This window comes from Exiguobacterium sp. KKBO11, assembly GCF_001644945.1.
Classification (GTDB): Bacteria; Bacillota; Bacilli; order Exiguobacteriales; family Exiguobacteriaceae; genus Exiguobacterium_A; species Exiguobacterium_A abrahamii.
On the sequence record NZ_LUCU01000033.1, the window covers coordinates 21,563 to 43,267 of the forward strand.

Here is a 21,705-nt window from a genome sequence, read left to right on the forward strand (position 1 = left end):
TCTCAGGACAAATGTCCTGTTCAAATCAGAAGGACTCTCGTTAAATGAAAGTATCATGGAACAAGAGAGGAGTATGCACATGCGTGGTGTCTTATTTGCGATTGCTGGTGGCTTTTTCTTAACGCTTCAAAGTGTCGCTAATGCTAGGATCAGTCAAACGATCGGGACGTGGCAAGCGGCAACGATCACTCAGATGACTGGGTTCATCGTTGCGATCCTCTTAGCGATCGTCTTACGGGATCGTAGTTTTTCAGCAATGCGCCGTGTCAAACCGCTTTATCTGGCAGGGGGTGCCTTTGCGGCGATCATATTATTCAGCAACATGACGGCTGTCCACCGGATGGGCGTGACCTTGACGATTTCGCTCTTTTTACTGGCGCAATTAGCACTGGCACTCTGGATTGACGGAAGAGGCTGGTTCGGCGTCATGAAACGTCGACTGCGGGGACCGCAGATCATCGGCATCTTGATGATGGTCGCAGGCATCTTCATCTTAAAGAGCTAAGGAGGAGAAGAAGTGACGGACATTGTGAGCTATTTGGAACGGTATCAGTTAACGCATGTCTTTGACGCATCGCTACGCAAGGCGATGCACATTCAGACGTTCGCACCGGGTGAGGCTTTATGCCGACAAGGTGATGTTGCGCATGAACTCTACCTGCTCGTCGAAGGAAAATTGAAGATCACGCATATGTCGGCAACGGGGAAACGTCTCGTGTTGTCCTTCAAGCATCCGTTTGATCTCGTCGGCGATATTGAGTTCGTCCGAAAGATTGATTTGATGAACACGGTCGAGGCAGTGACACCAGTGACCGTCTTACGCATTGCCTATCCGGATTTGGAAGAAGCACGTGTCCATCATCCTGCCTTTTTATTATTTTTACTCGAGACGATCACGAAAAAGTTTGAATTAAAATCGCATACGCTCAGCTTCAATCTGTTGTACCCGGTTGAAGTTCGGCTAGCCAGTTATTTGTTGTCGATGACACCTAATACGGATGCTTTTGCGAGTAAGGAACTCGTCGATGCGGCAGATTTGATCGGAACGAGCTATCGTCATGTCAATCGTGTCTTACGCCAGTTCGTCGACGATGGGTTGATTCGCCGGACACAGCATACGATTGAGATCATTGATCGAGACGGATTGATGGAACGAGTCGGAGAAAGCATTTACGAATGAAGGAGGTGCGACATGGTTACGGGAATCATCCTTGCCCTTTGTGGGGGCATGCTCGTCTGTATTCAAAATACGTTTAACGCAAAAGTCAAAGAACACGTCGGTGCTTGGGCGACGACAACGCTAGTCCTTGGACTCGGTTTCCTCGCTTCACTGACGATTGGTTTGATCGTCGAAGGATCACAACTGTTTGCACTAAAAGAGGCACAAACCTGGTTTTGGTTCAGCGGAATCATTGGTGTTGGTGTCGTCCTCTGTGTGACACAAGGCGTTCAACAACTCGGACCGAGTCGAGCGATTTCGATCGTCATGGTATCGCAAATCCTGTTTGCCTTGCTCTGGGATACGCTCGGCTGGTTTGGTTTACAGACCGTTCCGTTTACGTGGACGAAAGCACTCGGTGTCCTATTGATTGGTGGCGGCGTGCTGTTATTTCAACTGGGCGGGAAAACAACGACTGTACAACACGTACGAAAAGGAGCTTGAATATGTTTTACACAACGGTATTATTCGATATTGACCATACATTACTCGATTTTGAAGCGACGGAACGGATTGCCTTTCGCCGCCTGCTCGAGCAACAAGAGTTGCAGTGGACGCCGGAGCGAGAAACGCGCTATAAAACACTCAATCAAGCGCTTTGGAAAGCACTTGAACGAGGCGAGGTGACACGCGAGGAAGTCATTCACTCACGGTTCGTGACGTTCTTCGCGGAAGAAGGACGGACGGTCGACGGACGAGAAGTTGACGAAACGTATCGCGGCTATCTCGCACAAGGAACAGAATTGATTCCGGGTGCGACGGCGCTGCTTGAGCAGCTAGCCGGAAACGTCACGATGTACGTCGTCACGAACGGTATTTCGAAGACGCAACGCGCACGGCTCGAGGGCGCTGGATTAACGGATTTCTTTGAAGGGATTTTCGTTTCAGAGGAGACGGGTTTTCAAAAGCCGATGGCAGGATTCTTCGACCACGTGTTTGCGCGAATTTCGCAATTCGACCCGGCGCGAACGATCATCGTCGGGGATTCCTTGTCAGCTGATATCGCAGGTGGCAATCAAGCTGGTATCGCAACATGTTGGTTTAATCCAGAAGGAAAATCAGCGGCGGATATCAAGCCGACGTTTACGATTACGTCGTTAGCCGAACTACCTACGTTGCTTGAAAACGCAGCAGTCCTTCAACAATGAATCAAACCAACCGATAGGAGAGAGAAGGAAAGGGGGCGATCACTGTGCAACGATGTGATCAACAGACGCTGGAGACAACTCCCGTCTAACTAAAAGGGGAAATGAACATGATTCAACTTGTACCGGTAACAGCAGAGAACTGGGAAGCGTGTTGTGAGCTGACACTGACAGCAGGACAGCAAGACTTCATGGAAGCGAACGTCTACTCGATCGCGCAAGCGAAGTTCGAACCTAGCCTTGTCCTTCGGGCGATCATGGCAGATGAAGCCGTCGTTGGTTTTGTGATGTACAACACGGAACTAGAAGAACTCGACGGCTACTGGATTTACCGCATCATGATCGATCAAGCGCAGCAAGGGAACGGAATCGGACGATTAGCGATGCAAGCCGTAATTGACGAGATGCGCGTGTTACCTGCAGCGAAACGAATCGTCGTCGGCTATCGGCCGGATAATCAGGCGGCACACCGTCTGTATGCAAGTCTCGGCTTCATCGACCACGGGGATCGATTCGGTCGGGAAATGGCAGTGCGATTAGATATTTGAAGGATGGAAGGACTCTTGAAACGCAAGAGTCCTTTTCTTTTGGATATTTTTTGAAACTTTTTGTGACTCGTCATGCTCTAATAAGTAAAGGGAGGGAACACGATGGACTTACGAAACGAGCACACGACACTCGTCCGCCGTGCGATGAAGCACGATGAAGCGGCATTTGAGCAATTGGTGCTCCTACATAGCGAACAGCTCTACCGAACAGCATATCTATACGTAAAAAATGAACACGATGCCTTGGACGTCGTACAAGAGACAGTTTATAAAGCGTTCATCTCAATCGAACAAGTGAAGGAACCGAAACATTTCGTGACATGGATCACGAAAATCCTGATCCGCAATTGTTATCGTGTGTTGGAAAAACAAACACCAACTGATGACATCTTACTTCATATTCCAGTGCAGGAAGACCAATCGCGAGACGAACATCTTGATCTCGTGCACGCTTTATCGCATCTGCGAAAAGAATACCGGGACGTCTTAGTTCTCTTCTATTTTCATGATATTCCGATGAAAGAGATCGCAAGCTTCATCGGCATCACTCTCAATACGGTCAAGACGTACTTAAAGCGAGGACGCGAAGAATTGAAGATACAGTTAGGAGGAATGAATTATGGAGCAGCACGATCTACGAAATGATTATGAAAAAATTCCTGTCCCAACGAACGCCTTACAAGACCGGATTCGTCAAGGCATTACGCAAGGCGTAGCGGAACGGCAACACGTACGTCCTCGTCGGAAACAGTACGTCGCCATCGCGGGTCTTGCCGCCTCGCTATTCGTGACGACGTTCATCGTTCCACCGTTCGCTTCCGCGATGTCGCATGTTCCATTGATTGGTGGACTGTATCGTCCCTTTATAGAACAGGGCACAGTCGGTACGGAAATCGAGAAGAAACAACTTGCAACAGCAATTGATCAGACGGTAACCGATCAAGGCATTACGATCAAGGTCGTCGACGCCTACTATGATGGTATGACGATCGGGATGAACCTGACGGCAACTGGTGTACCAGACGTCAACGAAACGAAACGAGCGGCGTTTTATGAAGTGTTCAAAGGTGATAAACGATTCGAAGGTACTGAAAATCAAGAACTGGCATATTTCAAACAGGACGGTAAGGCATGGAAAGCCCGAATTGAATATGATGTCGGCTTACAGAAATTAAGTGATTCCATGCAGGTACCACTCGTGATTTCGGAAATGTTTGGTCTAGACGGGAACTGGCAATTCGAGGTTCCGGTCAAACGATTGCAAGCGATTGAACAGACGTTTAATACGACGGTAAAAAATCCTGATTATGCGGTCGATGTCACGTTAAAACAGATGACAAAAGGACAGGCAAGTACGACGTTTGATTATACAGTGGTTTATCCGAAGTCGGATCGGTATTGGCTAGAACTGGCTCTATTTGATGATAAAGGGAATGAAATCATCAAAAACTGGTCAGTCGGAACATCGTTAGTAAGTGGTTCGGTCAGCGGGTCGCAACGAACGGATGTCTCGCGGATTCGATTCGGAAATTATGTGATTCCATCCGGTTCTTATACGTTGCATCCTTCTTTACGTCTTTCACCGAAGACACATTGGCTGTCATTAAAGAAGACGTCTTTCCCTTATACGCAACAAGATGCGCATCATCCATTGAAGATGACGATTCAACAGGTAGAGACGTCCGGTTCTCATGTACAGGTCGATTTCTTGACGAACTCGGATCGAAAAAATTCAGATATCAAGTTGGATATTAAAAACAGCATGTTCCTGATTCAAGGAAACGAACCACCGGATGGTCGTGAAATTAAACCGACTGTTGAAGTCATCGATGAAAAACAAAAGTTATTACGGGCGACGTTCACGTTATCGGCGTCACAAATCGATGCAATCGATGACTTCTATCTACAAACGGGCTATTCAAACACCGTGACGAACACACCAATCGACTTGAAACCGATTCCGTTCATCGTCGATTAAACAGGAGACTCCTGACATGCTGTCGAACTAGAATCAGCATGTGAGCAACAAAGGAGTCTGATGAGATGAAAGTACGTCAAATGACAGCGGACGATTACCCAGAAGTCGTTCGAATCTACGAACAAGGAATAAAGACGGAGAATGCGACGTTTCGCACGGAAGCATTACCGTACGAAGAATGGACGAAGCATCACCACGCACACAGCCGCCTCGTTGCGATGGAAGACGAGCAACTGCTCGGCTGGGTCGCGTTAAGTCCATTCTCTTCGATTCCGGCATACGCCGGTGTCGCTGAAATCAGCCTCTATATCGCGGAAGAAGCACGCGGTAAAGGTGTCGGCACACGCTTGATGGAAGATGTCATTCAAGCAAGTGAAGCAGCCGGGATCTGGACCTTACAATCGCAAGTCTTTCCGGAAAATCAAGCGAGTCTACGCCTTCATGAACGATTTGATTTTCGCGAAGTCGGTCGCCGGGAGCGAATTGGTCGGCTCGGAGGCAGATGGCGCGATACGGTATTGCTCGAGCGACGCAGCACATATCTCTAAAATTCGGCAAGTGGACACAATGTTCCCTTGCCTTCTTTGTGTTGAAAGCAAGGGATAATGGGAAAAGACAGACAGCAGAAGAAGGGGGAGGGATCACGATGGATGATTTTTTTGGTGAAGGACTTGAGACCAATCAACAAAAACGGAAACGCAAACTGGAGGAAATCTTTGATCAGTCGTTTGAATCGGAGCGACGGGATTTCAATCAATCGCTGGAGCAGGACGTGACGGTTGCTTTGATCGGAGACGTCAATGCGGGGAAATCCTCAACCTTGAACGCGATTCTTGGTCGTGAAGTCGCAACGGTCGGGGCGCGCCCGGGTGAAACGGTCCGGATTGATCAAGTAAGGCAGCACCCGGAGGATAAAGTCATCTTCGTCGATACACCAGGATTAAATGATGCCAATACACAGAACTCGGAAGCGACGTGGACGTACTATCAAAGTGCCGATGTCATCCTTTACTTTTTAAATGCGGCAGGTACCGTCTTATCTGAGACGGAGACGAAAAACTTCCGTAAGATCTATCAACATAACCAAAATGTCTTGATCGTCGTTACGAAGATGGATGCGACGGATGATGTCGACACGATCGTTCAGCATATTGCAGAAAAACTACCAGGACCCAAAATCATTCCCGTATCAGCACGAGAAGGGACGAACATTGATCGGCTCCGTCGGGAGGTCCTCGATATCTTAAAAAAGTTCGACAAGGATAATGTGTTCGTTCGTCAGATGGATCCGACCGTTCGAGGCAAGATCGCCAACAACTGGATTGTCGGTGCCGGAACAGCCGCTGGTGCGATCGGTGCTGTCCCGTTCCCGGGAGCTGATATCATTCCATTGACTTCAATTCAAATCGGCTTGATGCTCAAGTTATCGAATCTGTACGAACGACAGTTATCCAAAGAGAGTGCGAAGGAGTTGCTTGTCGTGACGATCGTCGGAAACTCCGGAAAAACCGCCTTTCGGCAAATAGCGAAGCTCGTTCCGGGGTATGGTGCCGTCATTGCCGCGGGCGTTGCTTCGACCGCCACCCTTGCACTCGGATATGGAACAAAATATGTCTATGAGAATAAGCTCGAGCTGACACCGGAACAACTAATGGGGTTTGTGAAACGATTCAGGAAGAAGGCGGAGGAGTCGTCAGAAGAGACAAACGAGTAATCTCCCTGTTATTCTATACAGCAACAAAGGGGGAGAACATATGACACGATTACTCGAAGAAATCAAACAGTATCAATCGGAATTCCGACAAAAGGCACCTGCTGAGAAACAACGATTGATGGCGGAAGCGACAGCTGAGCTGGCTGCTTCTGGTATCGCAAAAGGTTTAGGTGTCGGTGATACGATTCCACACTTTACGTTACCCGATGTATCCGGCAAGCCGGTGGCGATCGAGACATTACTCGAGCAAGGTCCTGTCATCTTGACGTTCTATCGGGGTGGCTGGTGTCCATACTGCAATCTCGAGCTTCGCGCGTATGAACGGGAAATCGACCGTATTCGTGCTCAGGGAGCGACTGTCGTTGCAATCAGTCCGGAGACACCTGAATTTGCTGAGCAGACAGCAAACAAGAATGCGTTAAGTTTCCCTGTCTTAAGTGACGTTGATTTACATGTATCCCGTCAATTTGATTTGGTGTTCGACCTGCCAGATTATTTGATTGAAATTTACAAAGCATCGGGACTTGATGTAGCGAAGCACAACGGAAATGAGGATTGGCAGTTACCGAAACCGGCGACGTTCATCATTGATACGGACGGTGTGATTCGTTTCGCAGAAGTACCATCGGATTATACAAAACGCGTTGATCCGCAGATGATCATCGATTATCTCGAACAGTAAAAGAGCCAGTCAAATATACGAAAACCAACTCCTAGGGACGCACTAAGAGTTGGTTTTTTTATGATTCAATCTGTTTTATTTGGATAATATAGACATAAAAATGGGTATAAAGAGGTAACCAAACGTATAGATGGAGGTGAAGCGTCGCTCCTAGTCTATCGGGAGTCCGCGTCGATATGTATGCCATTCAACCAATTTTCAAAGAACGAATTTGGGGCGGTCGACGTTTAGAAGCGTTGTTTCAGTTTGAGTTACCAGAAGGACAAATTGGAGAATGTTGGACAGCATCTGCTCACGCGAGTGGGCGGACGTACTTCTTAGATGGACCTGATCAGGGGAAGACGCTAGATGAATTATGGCAAACGAAACGGACAGAACTATTCGGTGATTATCTGCTGGATGCCTTTCCGCTTCATGTAAAATTTCTGGACTCGTCCGCCTACTTATCCGTTCAAGTCCATCCGAACGATGAGGAGGCACGACGGCTAGAAGGAGAACCATACGGCAAGAATGAGTGCTGGTATATCTTAGAGGCTGCACCAGAGGCAGAAATCATTCTTGGTCACAATCTACAATCACGAGATGCCCTGTTTCGGTGCGCTCAAGAAAAGGACTGGGAGACGTCACTTCGGCATCAAAAAGTTAAACCTGGCGAATTCTATTACATTCCGAGTGGTACAATCCACGCTCTAGGACCAGGCATCGTTCTTCTTGAGATTCAACAGATGAGCGACCGGACGTACCGACTATATGATTACGACAGATTAGGAGATGACGGGAAACCGAGAGAATTACACGTTGAGAAGGCAATCGCTGTCACGACGATTCCAGATGAGCCGTGGACGAACCAACCAGAGACGATCATCAAGGAGGGGGGCATCATGACGAAGTTGCTTCAAGTACCTTCCTTTACGGTCATCCGTCATGAAGTGACCGGTCGGTATGCATTGCATGATCATCCGGTCTTTCGTTTATTGACTGTCATCGATGGTAAAGGAGAAGCGCGGCAAGGAAATCGCGTGATTCCTTTACAGAAAGGGAAACAATTCTTTGTACCGCGTCGAGCGGGAGATTACGAGATAGTTGGATCCGTCACATTCGTGACGAGTGAAGTGTTTTTAGACTAGAGCAGACGAAAGGGCACCACTAGGAGGTGCCCTTTCTAACATCATGGTTTGGACCGGATGGAGGTCGGGAGCGGATAGTTATCCTGCTCTGTCCAATCAATGGAATATTTAATTTCGATCATAATCAGATCTTCTAGTGTTGTCAGAGTATGCGGAACACCTTGTGGAATGTGTACGACAGAAGTCGGTCCGAGTTGCTGTGACTGACCATCGATCAGTGCCTCGGCGCGACCTTGTAAGATACTCCATGTCGAGTCGGTATGCGCATGATAATGATGACTGATTTGTTGATGCGCCTTGATATGCAGCCGTCGAGTCACGGCATAACGTCCGTCCTCTAGTTGCTGTTGATGTAAAATCGTCGCATATCCCCAGCGTTTCCATTCAAATTGTGGTGGCAAAGTGTCATCCGTCAAATATTCCTTTAAGGCAGGTGTCTCGTCTTTTGACGCAACGAGGACACCATCTGGACTCACCGACACGATTAAGTTATCGAGTCCGATTCCAAGGACAGGAACCTGTAATTCATTGACGATATGCGTATTTTTCGAGTGGATCATCCGGGCGTTTCCATGAAGCGGATGTGGCATCTCTTCCGTTAATGTATTCCACGTTCCGAGATCTTTCCAGTAGCCATCATACCGATGAACGAATAAAGAATCGGTCTTTTCAACGACCGCATAATCAAATGACGTCTTTTCTAGTGCCTCATAGTTCGAACGGAGCGCCTCGAAAGACGTCGGCACAGCTTGCGCTTCTAGACACTGCATCAAGAAGTCAAGGCGACAGGCAAAGACACCACAGTTCCATAATGCACCTTGTTCGATTAAGTCACTCGCGACCTCAACAGTCGGTTTTTCCTGAAAGCGTTCGACGATAGACATGTTTTCGGAAGTTCGCGGAATGATATAGCCATATTTTGATGTAGGATGTAACGGTTCCACACCCATTAAATGAAGCACATCCGGATGTTCTTGGACGGCTTGATCCAGTTGCTCGAAGCGTTCAAAGAACGATAATTCAACGTAAGGATCGACCGGCATGATGATGACCGTCTCTTCTAAATCAATTCGTTCTGCCAAATAGCTCGTCGCGAGCATGATGGCAGGGAACGTATCGCGACGTGACGGTTCCTGAATGATAGAAGTACGGAAGCCCAGCTGATTTTCAATTGCATCGACTTGTGAACTCGTCGTCGTAATGACGGTCCGGTCGTCCAGACCGACTTCCTGAAGCTGCTGAAAGACACGTTCCATCATCGATTGTTTATTGCCATCGCGATCTTCTAGGATCTTTAAGAACTGTTTCGAGTTCAAATCGTTCGAGAGCGGCCAAAGCCGTTTTCCAGATCCACCTGATAGTAAAAGAATATACATTGACGACCATCCTTTCTTTTTAAAACGGAGGCGATAGCATATGGCACTTTATCTATTAGTTGACTCACATGAACCGACACGACAGATTCTACGTCGTAAACTTTTAGCAGCGGGACAAGACGTACAGGAAGCAGGATCAGGAGAAGAGGCCTTGGAACAACTCAGCAATTCCGACGTTGATGTCTTACTAACGGAACTTCGACTTCCGGAAATGGATGGTGTCGAGCTGTTACGTATTGCCAAACAACGTGCGCCATTAACGAAACAAATCGTGTTGACTGATTATATGCAGGTGCATACGCTGCTCGCAGCAGTAAATGCAGGGAATGTCAGTCGTATGATGACGAAACCTTTGAAAATTGATGAGCGAATACTCTCTATCATGACTAAAATTGGTGATGAAGTCGTCGAGACGAAGCAACGGAAACGTAATTTGGTCAACCATTTTGAGAGCGTGCTTTTGAGTTCAGATCGTCCGTATTGTTTATTTTTTGAAGACGGAACGATTGCCAGCCAACGCTCTCTAATCATTAGTCACTCCGAACAAGAGGTGGGTGAAGAAGATCAGATACAGCGTTTAGAATTCCCCACGCAGTTCGGTACCTACATCTTGTATCAATCAGTCGTCGGAAGCATTACGAAACCCGTTTGAAGAAGAGAGATTCTACACCAATGAAGCTGAGGCGCAAGTACATGTAGATGACGCCAACGGTCAACAGCGGATGACGGCTGTATTTTCTTAAATTAGCCTGATGATAGAGAACAGGACGGAAGAAATACCAACGTCGTAAGGCTTTCATGAAGCCGCCCTGTTCCGCGTCGAGCGTCGCGGGCATGACATCAAAGTAATAGCGTTTCTTTCGAAGCAGGTCGTTTAATTCGACCTGCTTTTCATTGTGGTGCACGTAGGTGAACGTCGCACGGCGAATGATCCCGCCTTGTTCTAAATAACGGATCGTCGGTTGCGTCTCTTCGAAACTGATTTGCGTTGGATCAATCTCGCCCGAGGCGACGTACGCTTCGAGCCGCCAGAAGCGCGCGGCTTCCATCGTATGCGTGTCGAGTTGATCCGTCGGAACATTGAACAGGTTACGCTCAAAGACCTTCACTTGACTGAAGTAATTATCATAATCGCTATATGCACGTTCAGGAATCACAAGAGCTCCGACATCTAAGTGCGCTTCAAGATACAAGAGGCAGCTTTTTAATAGCTGTTCTTCGAGTACCATATCGGAATCAATGATGTAGAGATAATCGACATTGTGTTGCTTCAAGCGATCAATCGCAGTCTTGCGGGCGATACCTCGTTCACCGTGCGGAAGCGAGAGCACTTCAAATCGCGTATCATTTGCGGTTAACCGACGCATCGTCGCGACGGTAGAATCGGTCGAACCATCATCCGCGATGACACAAAGGAAAGAAGCATGTTGTGCCTGAAGTGAGCGGATCGTTTCCGTGATGATTGCTTCATTTTCGTATGTGGACATAGCGATTCCAATCATGAAAAATCCTCCTTCAGTGCGATGGGTATCAATTCGCGTTGCAACCAGTTTCGAAACGCTTGACCTGTGTGATCCCAGTGCAGGGTCTGAGCGAAACGATGACCGGCTGCTTGAATCATTTCGTATTCTTCCGGGTCACGTAAGCAGGCGCGCATCTCGGCAGCGAGTGCACCTGGCGTCTGACTCTTTGCCATGTAACCAGTCATGCCGTACTGGACGGCGTCGCGTAGTCCAGGTGCGTCATAGACGATCGTCGGTGTGCCAACGGCCGCCGCTTCGCTGACCGTCAGCCCCCAACCTTCTCGTTTGGAAGGAAACAGGAGCGCCGTCGCGCGACTCATCCGTTCGAGCTTTTCTTCCTCACTGACGAATCCAAAATAAGTGATGGCGTCACGCATTTCTTCTGGGACGATCGGATTAAGGTGCTCGGCGATATATGCCTCGTCTTTTTTTCCGATGACCCAGAAACGAGCGTCTGGGTACTCCCGTTTGACGATGACGAAAGCTTGGAGTGCATCATTGATTCCTTTATAGGCAGACATCCGTCCAGCGTATAAAAAAGTCGGATATGCTTCTTTCGGCTTCCAGTCCTCCTCGTTCCATGGGGTAAAGGAGAGACCTTCCGGTAGAATCGTCACCTCGTCTTTGGAAAAGCCGACAGCAAGCAGGTCGTCTGCAGTTGACTGACTGACCGTCAACGCGCGACCGGTCCGGTACAGCTGCAGACGCGGCGTCTCCGTCCATTCGCCGATGTATGAAAATGGAGGACGAACATTGATTTGCCAGATTTCACGTGTCAGTTGATGAATGAAGAGGGCACGTTTCGCTAATGGAACATACAGGGGTGTGAAGAAGTGATGCGTGTTCATCTGGTCGACGACTAAATCAATCGTCGCAGCATGCGACTGGTAATAAGAAAAGGCGAGCGGAACGACGGAAAGTGCAGAACCTCTCCGGATATAAGTGATGCCGTCCAAAAACTCGACATCGTGTCCGCCTTTAAATGCGGGAGAGAAGTGAGTGATCTCATACTCATCACTGACACGTCGGAGCATCTCGTGGGTGAATACTTCCGCACCACCTGCTTTCGGATGTTTGATATCGCGCCAAGATAAAAAAAGTAGATGTGGTTTCATGTTACGCCTCCTTCACTGAATGGGGGTGTCGGGGTAAGGTGAAACGTAATATCAAGGCGCCGAGTAAAAAGACACCTGCTTGCGCGAGCAACCAAGTCTCGACGGTCGAATGAAATGTCGTCAAGACAATGATGAACAGAATCAGAATCAACCAATAGCCTTTCAAGTATCCAGTTCTGTGTAGTGAAAACTGGACGAGTGCTTCATATTGAATCAACGTGATGCCGACATAAACGAAAACCATATATTTGATGTAATGAGTTGCCGCGTCATAACCACTCCCGAATAGAATCGGAATCAAATAAGGGACGATCGTCCAATACACTAAAACGGCAAGAGCGAGTCCACCTAATAAAATGCGGTAAAAGCGACGCTCCCAAAGAAGAAAGTCTTCGTCCTGACTTTTTTGGCTTAAGCGCGGTAGCAACAATTGTGCGAGTGATAACGCGACGAACAACAGCAGTTGACCAAATCGTAAGGCAACCGAATAATCTCCTGCTAACTGTGGGAAGTAACGGGTGACGAGTAAACTATCGAGTGTGAAAAACAGCGTCATGACGACTTGTGTATGAACCATATGGACGAGTCCGTTCGCCTGGATACGCCCGCTACTAACGGGAAACGTGACTTGCATCAGGCTTAATAGGTAGGAAGCAATCATGCCAGCCAAGATGAACAATAGTGCATAACTGACGTTCGTTTGTTGAATCAAGAGCCATGTGGCTAAGACTTTGATGACGGATTCGATGTAATAAGAGAGGTTCAGGGCATAGAAGCGTTCAGTCGCTTGTAAGACACCACGACGAAAAGATAGAAGGATATGAAACACGATGATCAAATAAACAATAATCAGGTTTATTTTGGTAAACGGCAGGAAATAAGGTAATGCATAAAGTAAAATAAGTAAGAAGCATCCTGTAACCGCCAGTATGCGGAACCGTAGCTTTTGGTAATCGTTCGTTTTCTGTTGACTATAGTCCCGAGTCACGGTCCATTGTAAAGCACCACCGATGATGAGCAGAAGACCCAAAAAAGCCAAGTAGGCGTTCAATAATCCATATACTGTACTAGAAAGCTCCCGGGCTAATAACAAATGATAGGCATAGTTCACGAGGTTCAGCGCTACATCTAGAATCGGGAAAATCAATAAAACGGCATGTCGCTGGATGAAACTTGTCATGGAGCCACCTCCCATCAGTCAGAGCTGTTTTACGGAAAGGATGAGACTTATGAGTCAAGGGCATATCGCTGTATTTACCGATCATTCTCGGCACATTCCATACGAATCGTTGATTTCCTACTATCCTGTCCTGTTCTACACACAGCCGGGTAAATGCCCGAACTCTTTCGAACAGATTGCCAGCACTGAAATACAGGAAGCTGAGGAACACGATATTCTTCTATACATCATTGATTATGAGACGCGTGGAGAGGAGCTAGCAATCGCCAATCAAATTCGAGCTGTCCGTCCGCGATCTAAAATTCTGATTGTCAAAGAAGCAGTTCGTTTAAAGGGCGATTTTCCGTACCATACCGTTCAAGGAGATGGAATGCTCCGTCTGTTTTCCTATCGTCCCGCCTATCCGAATGAATTGTTTGCTGAAATCCAGCATATTATCCATCCTGAATATCCCATTTTAAAGGATACTATAGCCTTTATATTGCCAATATTTAACGAAGAGAAACGTTTTAATTATGTAAAAGATTTTTTAGAGTCTCTTGCAACCTTCATCAGTGAAGATTATATCCACGCTTCGATCAATTTCTTTGATGATGCTTCGTCTGACCGATCCAAGGCACTCCTCCAAGAATACCGTTCAATCGTCATGGACGCGACGGATACGTTATTCACGGTCGGCTATCTGGAGGTTCATCATGTCGAGCAAAATACACGAAAAGCCGGTCTATTCATCGAAGGGATGAAAAATATCTCGAGTGATTATTATGTGTTCGTCGACGCGGACAATTCGTTTCGGATTGAAGATATCGCCCGGTTGTTGACGATAGCGCAAGAGGGATACTATGACATCGTCGTCGGAACGAAGGATTTGACGATCGAAGACCGGGGAACTGTCCGCCGTTTCATGAGTTTCGGTAAACGGAATCTGACACGGTTCTTCTTACCAAAAGGTGTGACCGATTCGCAGACCGGTCTAAAGATCATTAACCGTCGTGTCGTTCATCGTTTGTTGCCTTATCTGCACGTCGAGAGTGGTCTCGCGATCGATTTAGAGTTGATGTATGCAGCAAAAAAAGAACGCTTGCGGGTCTATCAACAGCCCGTAACCTGCATCGAACGCGAAGGATCGCACGTCAATCTCGTCAAGGATTCCGTTGCTTTCTTAAAAACGATGGTCAGCCTGTATCAGCGCCACCGGAAAGACGAAGTACCGGTCAAATGAAGAGGCTGGAACATAATTCAGTTTCATAGATGAAAAAAAGAAGGAATTGCACATCTGAGCGATGGCAATTCCTTCTTTTCGTTAAAATCAGCTAGCTATGTCCCAGCCTCTTTAGATAGACTATTTTTTGTTTCGTTTCAGGGTAGGAATTCGTTGCTTGAACACGGACGATAGACGTTGTCGGATAGCCAGACCACGATTGCTTGTCATGAAATAAATCAACAAGGTACTAAGTGGGAGCGCTAAGACGAGAATGGTCAGTCCAGCGTAATAAATCGGACGCAATACGACGGTCACATGTGCCGTCTTTTCGTTCGAACGATACAACTGACTGACGCCGTTTAATGCCGTGTCACCACGCATCATTTCCTGGTCCGTCTGGAGTTTAAATAACGGTGTCGGAGAATCATTAACCGTAAAGCGACCGAGTGGCGCATCACTTTTTATATCGCGTCCCATCTGTGAGGCATCGACGTCAAGCGCACGGGCAGGTTCTGTTGCGAACAGCGTACCGCTTTGCTCGGAGAGAACGAGTTGATCGACTAGAATCAGTTGATCGTACGGTAACACTTCTAAATTCTTCAGACGCAATTGCCCAGCCTTTTTCTCATTTCCACGCGTCCAGATATGCAGTTGCATCCGGACGGTCTTCTTCGGTGGAATGACGATTTGTTCGTAATGGTTCCACTGCTTCTTTTTCTTTTCTTCGACTTCATTGATGAAATCCGTACCGATGACACGATCATCTTTATCTAGGTAATACACTTTGAGGTGTCGTTGACGGACGTTCTTGCTGACAGCGTCGAACTGAATCAAATATTCGTGATCAGCTTTCACCTTCATTTTTTGCGAGGCATATATATACCAATCGCACGAGCAGGTCGGCTCGTAATCAATCGTGTAGCCATCTTCAGTCTCACTCGCGTCGAACATATCATCCGTGATCGAGACACACGTCGCACAATTCGCTGCCGCTTCCGGTGCGGCGAGAGCTTTGTCGGTGACAATCTCGTTTGGATCAAACTTGTGTAGATCCTTCCAATCGACGAGTGACGGCACCTTGCTCGCATAGGATAGTTCTAGCTGATAGCGTCCCTTCTCGAGTGGGATATCGGATAACTTCACATCGTATAACGCTTGGTAGACGTCACTCAACTCCGTCATCCGGTACGGGAACGCTAAGTGTAGCGGATTGTACGTCACCGTCTGATTACCGATCTGCTGTTGGTGCTTTTGACCGGCTAGAATGTCAGAACGAGACAAGGCGCGTTCGAAGACGACCTGTTTTCCGTCTCGAATTTTGACAGTGATCCGACCATCGTTTCCTGGTGGCGGAGTTAACATCAACTGGAGCTGATAATCGGTCGTTTCCCGAATATCGATCGAACGCTGTAAACGTCCACGTTGCGCAGCGATCCCTTTCCCAAAGCTTAGTCCAGGATAGTTTCGTTCCGACTGCAAGTGCCCCGTGTAATCGAATCCGGTCTCTGCCTCGAGTACCATCAAGGTATTCGTGAAGGCAAGTGTATCGTCGACGCGTTTTTGTAGAGTGGTTAGCTTTTCTTCCGGTATTAGGACGATGTTTTGAATGGCATTAAAGCCTTCCGTGTTCGTCACGCTGAGCGTCGCAGGACCGCTCGGCGTCGTGAACGAACCGAGCGGGACCCAGGCGAGTTTGGCACCTGATCGTTGTTGAGTTGGAATCGTGACGCCTCGTTTATTGAATGTCAGATCGAGTTGTCCGCCTTTTTGGTTCAACAGTACGCGAGCAAAACCAGCGTAACGACCGGCAGGCAAGTCTTTTGTCATCGTAAACGTATTCGGGATCATATAATCCTCATAGCTGAAGATTTTAATATCATGGACCCACCAGTACGTTTTCCGCTCGGGGCGCTGGAAGCTGAGTAGATCGATCCGCATCGTTTTTGCGTTTCGTGGCGTGACATATTCACCTTGTAAGTGAATCGCATCGACATCACCGGAATCACGGGGGGCGACGACATACGTTTGATTCAGCTCGCGATCCTTCTCATCAAAGAACCGGACCTTGACATGGAGCCGGTCGACCCCGCGACCGCTCGCTGTGATATCAAAGCGATAGGCGTTATTCGGGCGTGCCGGCAGCTTACCGGACTTCGCGACTTGCCAGATATATTTCGGGTCGCCTTCTGCGACTTCAGCATGAAGGACAGGCAGGTTATTATCTTTTGACATCGGATTCGGAGACAAGTCAACGATGTCTGGATTATCGGCTTTAAAGAACGTCTCATCCTCAAGCATGGAATTAAAAGAGGCGACCTGTTTCGCTTTTAATCCGTCTAATTTGTAGACGGGCGCGTCAATCCGGGCAGAAGCAAACGATAGACCGATCCCGTCTCCGAAGTCGAGGTCAAACGACGGGTTCGTCATACCTTGCGTCCGCAAATACCAGCGCCAGTCATTATTTCGGAGGAACGTCTTACCCCAGTTCAGGAAAGCATTCGCTGAATCAATCGCTTCGAACGGTTTCCAATAGTATTCTTCCGGTACCTGACTGAGAACAAGATCATTCTCCTCGATCATCTCGACGATATCGCCTTTTTTCATCCAGGAGAGGCTATCCTGATGTCCTTGTGTCGCATACAAAATCGATTGACGACCAAGATCGTAGCCATCCAGTGTCGGATAACTGATCGACCGTTCGAGTCCATAAGGGGTCAAAATCAATTGTGGGACGGTCCGTGTATCGAGCGGTGCGATCAAGTCGAACAAGGTGAACAAGCCGACTTGTTTCGTCTGTACGAGATCACGTTGTTCCTTTAGAACCTTTAGATTGAAATCTTGTCGCTCCTTCATCCCCGTGTACTCATCCCGGTAGGCGAACTGCTTCAGTCCGAACGCTTTCGCGATTTGTCCGGCTTGTTCGGATCGACCGGTGTCGAGTAGATACTGCATGAACGTCATCATGTAACCAATCGTCGGCGACGCCCCTTCATGATGAAAGACGGTATCGTGTGCCGACGTATAGACTTGCACGTCACCTGTTGCTTTGATTTCGCCACCTTTTCGTGGATTTTGATTCCAGCGTGGAGTCGCGATGCCGGTACTCGGTTGCGTCATCTCGTCCGCAATCGGGAACTGCAACCACTTCCCATCGACTTCTTCTTGGATAGTGGTGTATTCCTTAGGCATTTTGACTGGATGATAAAAGCCTTCCATATAGACAGTCCGGTAAGGAAGAAAAAAGCAGGCGACGACGATCAGTGTTCCGACGATCGAGACGACCCGGTACAACTTCAGTGGAATCGTCCGGGACGCACGGATAAAGACAGCGTTCAACCCGACGGCAAGCAGTAAGCTGTAACTGACCATCAAGAGACCAACCAGCTTATTCGGATCGCGGAACATCGCGCCGATCAATGGTGTCTTCGTCACGAACAGGACGAACGCATCCGCAACCTGCTCATGGGTACCGGTCGCAAAGACGATTAGCGGAATCGCGAGTAGACCGAAGAACAGGTGGATTGGTTGTCGGTATGCGACGATAGCTCCTAGTAAAATGAGTAAAAGCGTGATGGCGCCAGCAATCCAAAACGTCAGCGGTAACGTCGTCAAATCAAACATCGGCCACCAATAGCTCGTTAAAAATAAAACATTCGTCCAACTCGAGTGCCGACTGAACAACATCAACGTATCGGAGACATTGATGTTGTGCTGTGAGGCTTGCGATCCGGTCAGAATCGAGCCGACGTACATCAAGAACCAATACCCGTTGAATAGTAGAAAAACGAGACCAAACGCACAGGTTGCCCGAACATAAAACCACAGTAACGGTGACCAAATCCGTTCTTTGCGACGTGTCCAACTCGTCTTTAGAAAAATAAGTCCGACCATGATACCCATATAGATCAGTGAGAAGAAGAAATAATGAATTCCCGCCGCCATGAAGGCGAAGACGATCGATAGTCCGGTGATATCAATCCATGTTCGTCGACTCAACTGATCAGACAAACGAAAACTGGGATCGAGCTGTTCCCGAAACTTCGGGTCGAAGATGTTGAAGAACAACATCAAAGCGTAAGGGAAGACGGAATACCCACACAATAAATAGATATGTTGAATCCGTGTGATCACCCATGGGTTTAAGGCATAAAACAACGCAGCGATTGCGAAGGCGATCAGTGAGAGATAGGAAAAGTGTTTCGAGATATAAACGGAATGGAGCCGTTTCGTAAAAGCGAACATCGATAGGGCAGAAATCGTCAACAGTCCAATGATGAACGACTTGATCAAAACAGGACCGGAAGAGCCAAACAATAGACTGAGTGCATAGAACGGTAGGATGTAGAGAAGTCGTGCGACATTCAGAAGCGTCGTCGTGCTCCAGCGGTTGTTCCAGGCACCGTAGATTTCTTCTAAATAGCGATGTGAGGACAGTCCGAAGGATAGATCGCTGAACGTCACCATACCGGAACGAAACAACGGGAAGCTATAAATTAGGATGAATACAAACATACCAGATAGGACAAGGATGTCCTTACGGTACGTATGCATGAAGTTCTTGAGACGTTGACGGAACGAGTGCATCGGACAACTCCTTTCTGCGAAAATCCGTGCTGAACTTCTTCTCTACAGGAGGGCGATATTCCTAGAAATGGATGTACTTATTTTAGCAATGAATATGAGAAGGAACGTCCATCCTAAGACGGAGCGTTACGGACGAATGCTTCCGGGTAAAGACCTACAACGAAACGAGTAGGAGGAAAGCGTATGAAATGGAAGGGAAGAGAGCGGAGTTCGAACGTTGAGGATCGACGGGGAATGGGAGGGAAAGGAATTGCCGGCATCGGTGGTGGTGTTGGGATCATCCTGCTGATCGTCATCACCTTGATGGGCGGTAATCCAGCTGAATTACTCGGAGACTTAACCGGTGGAAATCAGCAAAATACGACGTATGAAGAAACAGCACAGGAAAAGGAAGCAGCGGACTTCGTCTCCGTCGTCTTAGCGGATACGGAACGGGTCTGGACGAAAGAATTCAAAGAAGATGGTAAGACCTATAAAAAACCGAAGCTCGTCTTATATACGGATCAAGTCAGTTCGGCTTGCGGACAAGCAGGGAAGTCCGTCGGTCCCTTTTATTGTCCCGGTGATCAGAAATTATACATTGATTTAAGCTTTTATGACGAACTGCAGACGAAGTACGGGGCCCCGGGCGATTTTGCAATGGCTTATGTCATTGCGCACGAGGTCGGACACCATGTCCAGACGTTACTCGGAAAGTCGGACGAGATCATGCCACTTCGAGAGCAAATGAGTAAGGAGAAGTTCAACAAGTACCTTGTTCGATTCGAACTACAGGCCGATTATTATGCCGGCGTCTGGGCGCATCATGCGCAAGGAGAAAACTTGCTCGAAGAAGGCGATCTTGAAGAAGCGTTGACGGCAGCGAATGCTGTCGGAGATGATACGTTACAAGAGAAAGGACAAGGATATGTCGTACCGGAAAGTTTCACTCACGGCACATCGGCGCAACGGGAGCGTTGGTTCCAAAAAGGCTTTGATAACGGCACGATCGAAGGTGGAGACACATTCAAAGCGAAGAATCTATAAGACAGAGCAACGACAGTCCTTTTGAAACATCTTCCAGTCGTTTCCGTAAAGAAGAGGGAAGGATTCAAAGGAGAGTGTCGAAGTTGAAGCAGATCAGTCTATTTTTATTGCTGTATACGGCTGTCGTCGTATTGACGTACATCGTGTCACGATTTGCGCCAGACTTGTTGGTCTACATGGTCTATATCGCGATTGCATCATTACTTGTCATCACGGGCTATTTGTTGAAACGGCTCGTACTGAAGCGCTAAATACAAAAAACCTGTGTTCTGCTTACGCGGAACACAGGTTTTTTGTATTTAAAAGCCATCTTATGAACGGAACATCGTCGGATCATCTGGAACGTTCTCCAGGTAAGCGATCCGTCCGTTTTCATCGAGACGTGCGATATCTTTTCCGTCTTGCGTGAAGACACTACCGTCTGCCCGTTTTCCGCAAACTGCCCAGCGTGTTTCATATGTTCCTGGTGTTGTTTCTTCCCAGCCTGCATACATGTGCTTAATGTCTTGATTCGCCGTAAACACATGACGGACGAACTGTTTCCAGGCGTCGATGCCGTGCTTTGGTTGTCCGTTCAGGACGAACGTGATGTCTGTCGTGAATAAGGAAACGAGATCCTCGAAAGCATGTGCGTCTGTGCGTGACGCGTCGAATAAGTCGAAATAACGATTCAATACCATAGTAAAAACCTCTTTCTGTACATTAAAGTGTCATCATCCGGTCTGTGATTAACGCATGCAATCGTTCTAAATGCTCCGGTGGACAGGAGGCATCAATCGCTTGACGGATCGAGCCGATCGATTCGCGCTTCAACGTCGATTGCCACGCCTCTTCCGCCTCTGTCATCAGATTCGAGAGTAGACCGATTTCCTGTTCTTGAATTCCCATCAAATCCTCGAAGACACCGCTTGACGCATACAACGTTTGTTTGCCCTCGATCGCTTGATAGACGTCAAAGATTTGAATTTCGTCTGCCGGACGTCGTAAGCGAAAGCCCCCTTTGACACCGGGTACGGAATACAATAGATCCGCCTGGACGAGTTTTCGTAAGAGCTTTTGAAAATAGGTTGGCGAGGCACCGAGTTGCTGGCTGATGAATTCACCGGGCAACACAGCGCGATCCGGAAGGAAGGTCAAGAGCAACATCGCATAGACGGATTGCTCAACCCCAGTTTTCATTTGCATGAGAAGTCTCCTTTTGTTAAACGTGGATAATGTATATCCATAATAGTTTTATACGAAAGAATTGTCGAGTCATATGCTCTCACAAAACCGTCACACCTT

22 protein-coding genes are annotated in these 21,705 nt (G+C 47.8%); 15 read left to right on the top strand and 7 right to left on the bottom strand.

Annotation, left to right across the window (positions count from 1 at the left end; translation table 11 throughout):
• Positions 1-79 precede the first annotated feature (79 nt).
• The 11 genes from AYO36_RS11190 (at position 80) to manA (ending at position 8,413) form a co-directional block, all read left to right on the top strand.
• A complete protein-coding gene (locus AYO36_RS11190) occupies positions 80-505 on the top strand; it encodes a DMT family transporter (protein WP_023466686.1) in 426 nt (141 codons plus the stop codon).
• 12 nt (positions 506-517) lie between these two features.
• On the top strand, positions 518-1,180 hold the full coding sequence (locus AYO36_RS11195) for a Crp/Fnr family transcriptional regulator (protein WP_064300451.1): 663 nt from the start codon (positions 518-520) through the stop codon (positions 1,178-1,180).
• Positions 1,181-1,192: 12 nt separating this feature from the next.
• Entirely contained in the window at positions 1,193-1,663 is a 471-nt protein-coding gene (locus tag AYO36_RS11200) for a DMT family transporter (RefSeq protein WP_023466690.1), read from the top strand.
• A 2-nt stretch (positions 1,664-1,665) separates the two neighbouring features.
• Positions 1,666-2,367, top strand: a complete 702-nt coding sequence (locus AYO36_RS11205; protein WP_064300452.1) for a YjjG family noncanonical pyrimidine nucleotidase — start codon at positions 1,666-1,668, stop codon at positions 2,365-2,367.
• A 107-nt stretch (positions 2,368-2,474) separates the two neighbouring features.
• Complete coding sequence (locus AYO36_RS11210) at positions 2,475-2,912, top strand: GNAT family N-acetyltransferase (RefSeq protein WP_082874231.1); 438 nt, start codon at positions 2,475-2,477, stop codon at positions 2,910-2,912.
• A gap of 102 nt (positions 2,913-3,014) precedes the next feature.
• Positions 3,015-3,557, top strand: coding sequence for a sigma-70 family RNA polymerase sigma factor (locus tag AYO36_RS11215; protein WP_064300454.1), 543 nt, complete (start codon positions 3,015-3,017; stop codon positions 3,555-3,557).
• Positions 3,532-4,890 carry a DUF4179 domain-containing protein gene (locus AYO36_RS11220; protein WP_064300455.1) on the top strand — a complete coding sequence of 453 codons (1,359 nt, stop codon included), beginning with the start codon at positions 3,532-3,534 and terminating at the stop codon, positions 4,888-4,890. Before AYO36_RS11215 ends, AYO36_RS11220 begins: the two co-directional genes overlap by 26 nt.
• Positions 4,891-4,955: 65 nt before the next feature.
• The gene (locus tag AYO36_RS11225) at positions 4,956-5,438 is read left to right on the top strand and encodes a GNAT family N-acetyltransferase (RefSeq protein WP_064300456.1); all 483 of its coding nucleotides are present in this window, start codon (positions 4,956-4,958) and stop codon (positions 5,436-5,438) included.
• A gap of 98 nt (positions 5,439-5,536) precedes the next feature.
• Positions 5,537-6,604 carry a YcjF family protein gene (locus AYO36_RS11230; protein ID WP_029343131.1) on the top strand — a complete coding sequence of 356 codons (1,068 nt, stop codon included), beginning with the start codon at positions 5,537-5,539 and terminating at the stop codon, positions 6,602-6,604.
• 40 nt (positions 6,605-6,644) lie between these two features.
• Positions 6,645-7,286: a peroxiredoxin-like family protein gene (locus AYO36_RS11235; RefSeq protein ID WP_064300457.1), complete on the top strand. Its 642-nt coding sequence runs from the start codon at positions 6,645-6,647 to the stop codon at positions 7,284-7,286.
• Between the two features lie 176 nt (positions 7,287-7,462).
• Entirely contained in the window at positions 7,463-8,413 is a 951-nt protein-coding gene (manA, locus tag AYO36_RS11240) for a mannose-6-phosphate isomerase, class I (protein WP_064300458.1), read from the top strand.
• 41 nt (positions 8,414-8,454) lie between these two features.
• Here the strand turns inward: manA and AYO36_RS11245 are convergent, their stop codons facing one another.
• Positions 8,455-9,789, bottom strand: a complete 1,335-nt coding sequence (locus AYO36_RS11245; protein WP_064300459.1) for a sugar phosphate nucleotidyltransferase — start codon at positions 9,787-9,789, stop codon at positions 8,455-8,457.
• 40 nt (positions 9,790-9,829) lie between these two features.
• On the opposite strand from AYO36_RS11245, the gene AYO36_RS11250 reads away from it, so the two are divergent.
• The gene (locus AYO36_RS11250) at positions 9,830-10,441 is read left to right on the top strand and encodes a response regulator (protein ID WP_064300460.1); all 612 of its coding nucleotides are present in this window, start codon (positions 9,830-9,832) and stop codon (positions 10,439-10,441) included.
• Here AYO36_RS11250 and AYO36_RS11255 read toward each other — a convergent pair.
• Genes AYO36_RS11255 through AYO36_RS11265 form a run of 3 tightly spaced genes read right to left on the bottom strand, consistent with a single transcriptional unit; the run spans position 10,425 to position 13,607 of the window.
• Positions 10,425-11,291, bottom strand: coding sequence for a glycosyltransferase family 2 protein (locus tag AYO36_RS11255; RefSeq protein ID WP_023466699.1), 867 nt, complete (start codon positions 11,289-11,291; stop codon positions 10,425-10,427). The genes AYO36_RS11250 and AYO36_RS11255 overlap by 17 nt on opposite strands.
• A complete protein-coding gene (locus AYO36_RS11260; RefSeq protein WP_064300461.1) occupies positions 11,288-12,427 on the bottom strand; it encodes a glycosyltransferase family 4 protein in 1,140 nt (379 codons plus the stop codon). Before AYO36_RS11260 ends, AYO36_RS11255 begins: the two co-directional genes overlap by 4 nt.
• A gap of 1 nt (position 12,428) precedes the next feature.
• On the bottom strand, positions 12,429-13,607 hold the full coding sequence (locus AYO36_RS11265; RefSeq protein ID WP_064300462.1) for an MATE family efflux transporter: 1,179 nt from the start codon (positions 13,605-13,607) through the stop codon (positions 12,429-12,431).
• A gap of 49 nt (positions 13,608-13,656) precedes the next feature.
• Between AYO36_RS11265 and AYO36_RS11270 the strand changes: the two genes are divergently transcribed.
• The gene (locus AYO36_RS11270) at positions 13,657-14,829 is read left to right on the top strand and encodes a glycosyltransferase (protein WP_064300463.1); all 1,173 of its coding nucleotides are present in this window, start codon (positions 13,657-13,659) and stop codon (positions 14,827-14,829) included.
• Positions 14,830-14,949: 120 nt separating this feature from the next.
• On the opposite strand, the gene AYO36_RS11275 is transcribed toward AYO36_RS11270, so the two are convergent.
• The gene (locus AYO36_RS11275) at positions 14,950-19,395 is read right to left on the bottom strand and encodes a polysaccharide biosynthesis protein (protein ID WP_064300464.1); all 4,446 of its coding nucleotides are present in this window, start codon (positions 19,393-19,395) and stop codon (positions 14,950-14,952) included.
• 183 nt (positions 19,396-19,578) lie between these two features.
• Here AYO36_RS11275 and ypfJ point away from each other — a divergent pair, with 183 nt between their 5' ends.
• The gene (ypfJ, locus tag AYO36_RS11280; RefSeq protein WP_064300465.1) at positions 19,579-20,421 is read left to right on the top strand and encodes a KPN_02809 family neutral zinc metallopeptidase; all 843 of its coding nucleotides are present in this window, start codon (positions 19,579-19,581) and stop codon (positions 20,419-20,421) included.
• 83 nt (positions 20,422-20,504) lie between these two features.
• Positions 20,505-20,672 carry a hypothetical protein gene (locus AYO36_RS16795; protein ID WP_156501855.1) on the top strand — a complete coding sequence of 56 codons (168 nt, stop codon included), beginning with the start codon at positions 20,505-20,507 and terminating at the stop codon, positions 20,670-20,672.
• A 60-nt stretch (positions 20,673-20,732) separates the two neighbouring features.
• On the opposite strand, the gene AYO36_RS11285 is transcribed toward AYO36_RS16795, so the two are convergent.
• Both AYO36_RS11285 and AYO36_RS11290 read right to left on the bottom strand, forming a co-directional pair.
• The gene (locus AYO36_RS11285) at positions 20,733-21,101 is read right to left on the bottom strand and encodes a nuclear transport factor 2 family protein (RefSeq protein ID WP_064300466.1); all 369 of its coding nucleotides are present in this window, start codon (positions 21,099-21,101) and stop codon (positions 20,733-20,735) included.
• A 22-nt stretch (positions 21,102-21,123) separates the two neighbouring features.
• Positions 21,124-21,606, bottom strand: coding sequence for an Rrf2 family transcriptional regulator (locus tag AYO36_RS11290; RefSeq protein ID WP_064300467.1), 483 nt, complete (start codon positions 21,604-21,606; stop codon positions 21,124-21,126).
• Between the last annotated feature and the right edge of the window lie 99 nt (positions 21,607-21,705).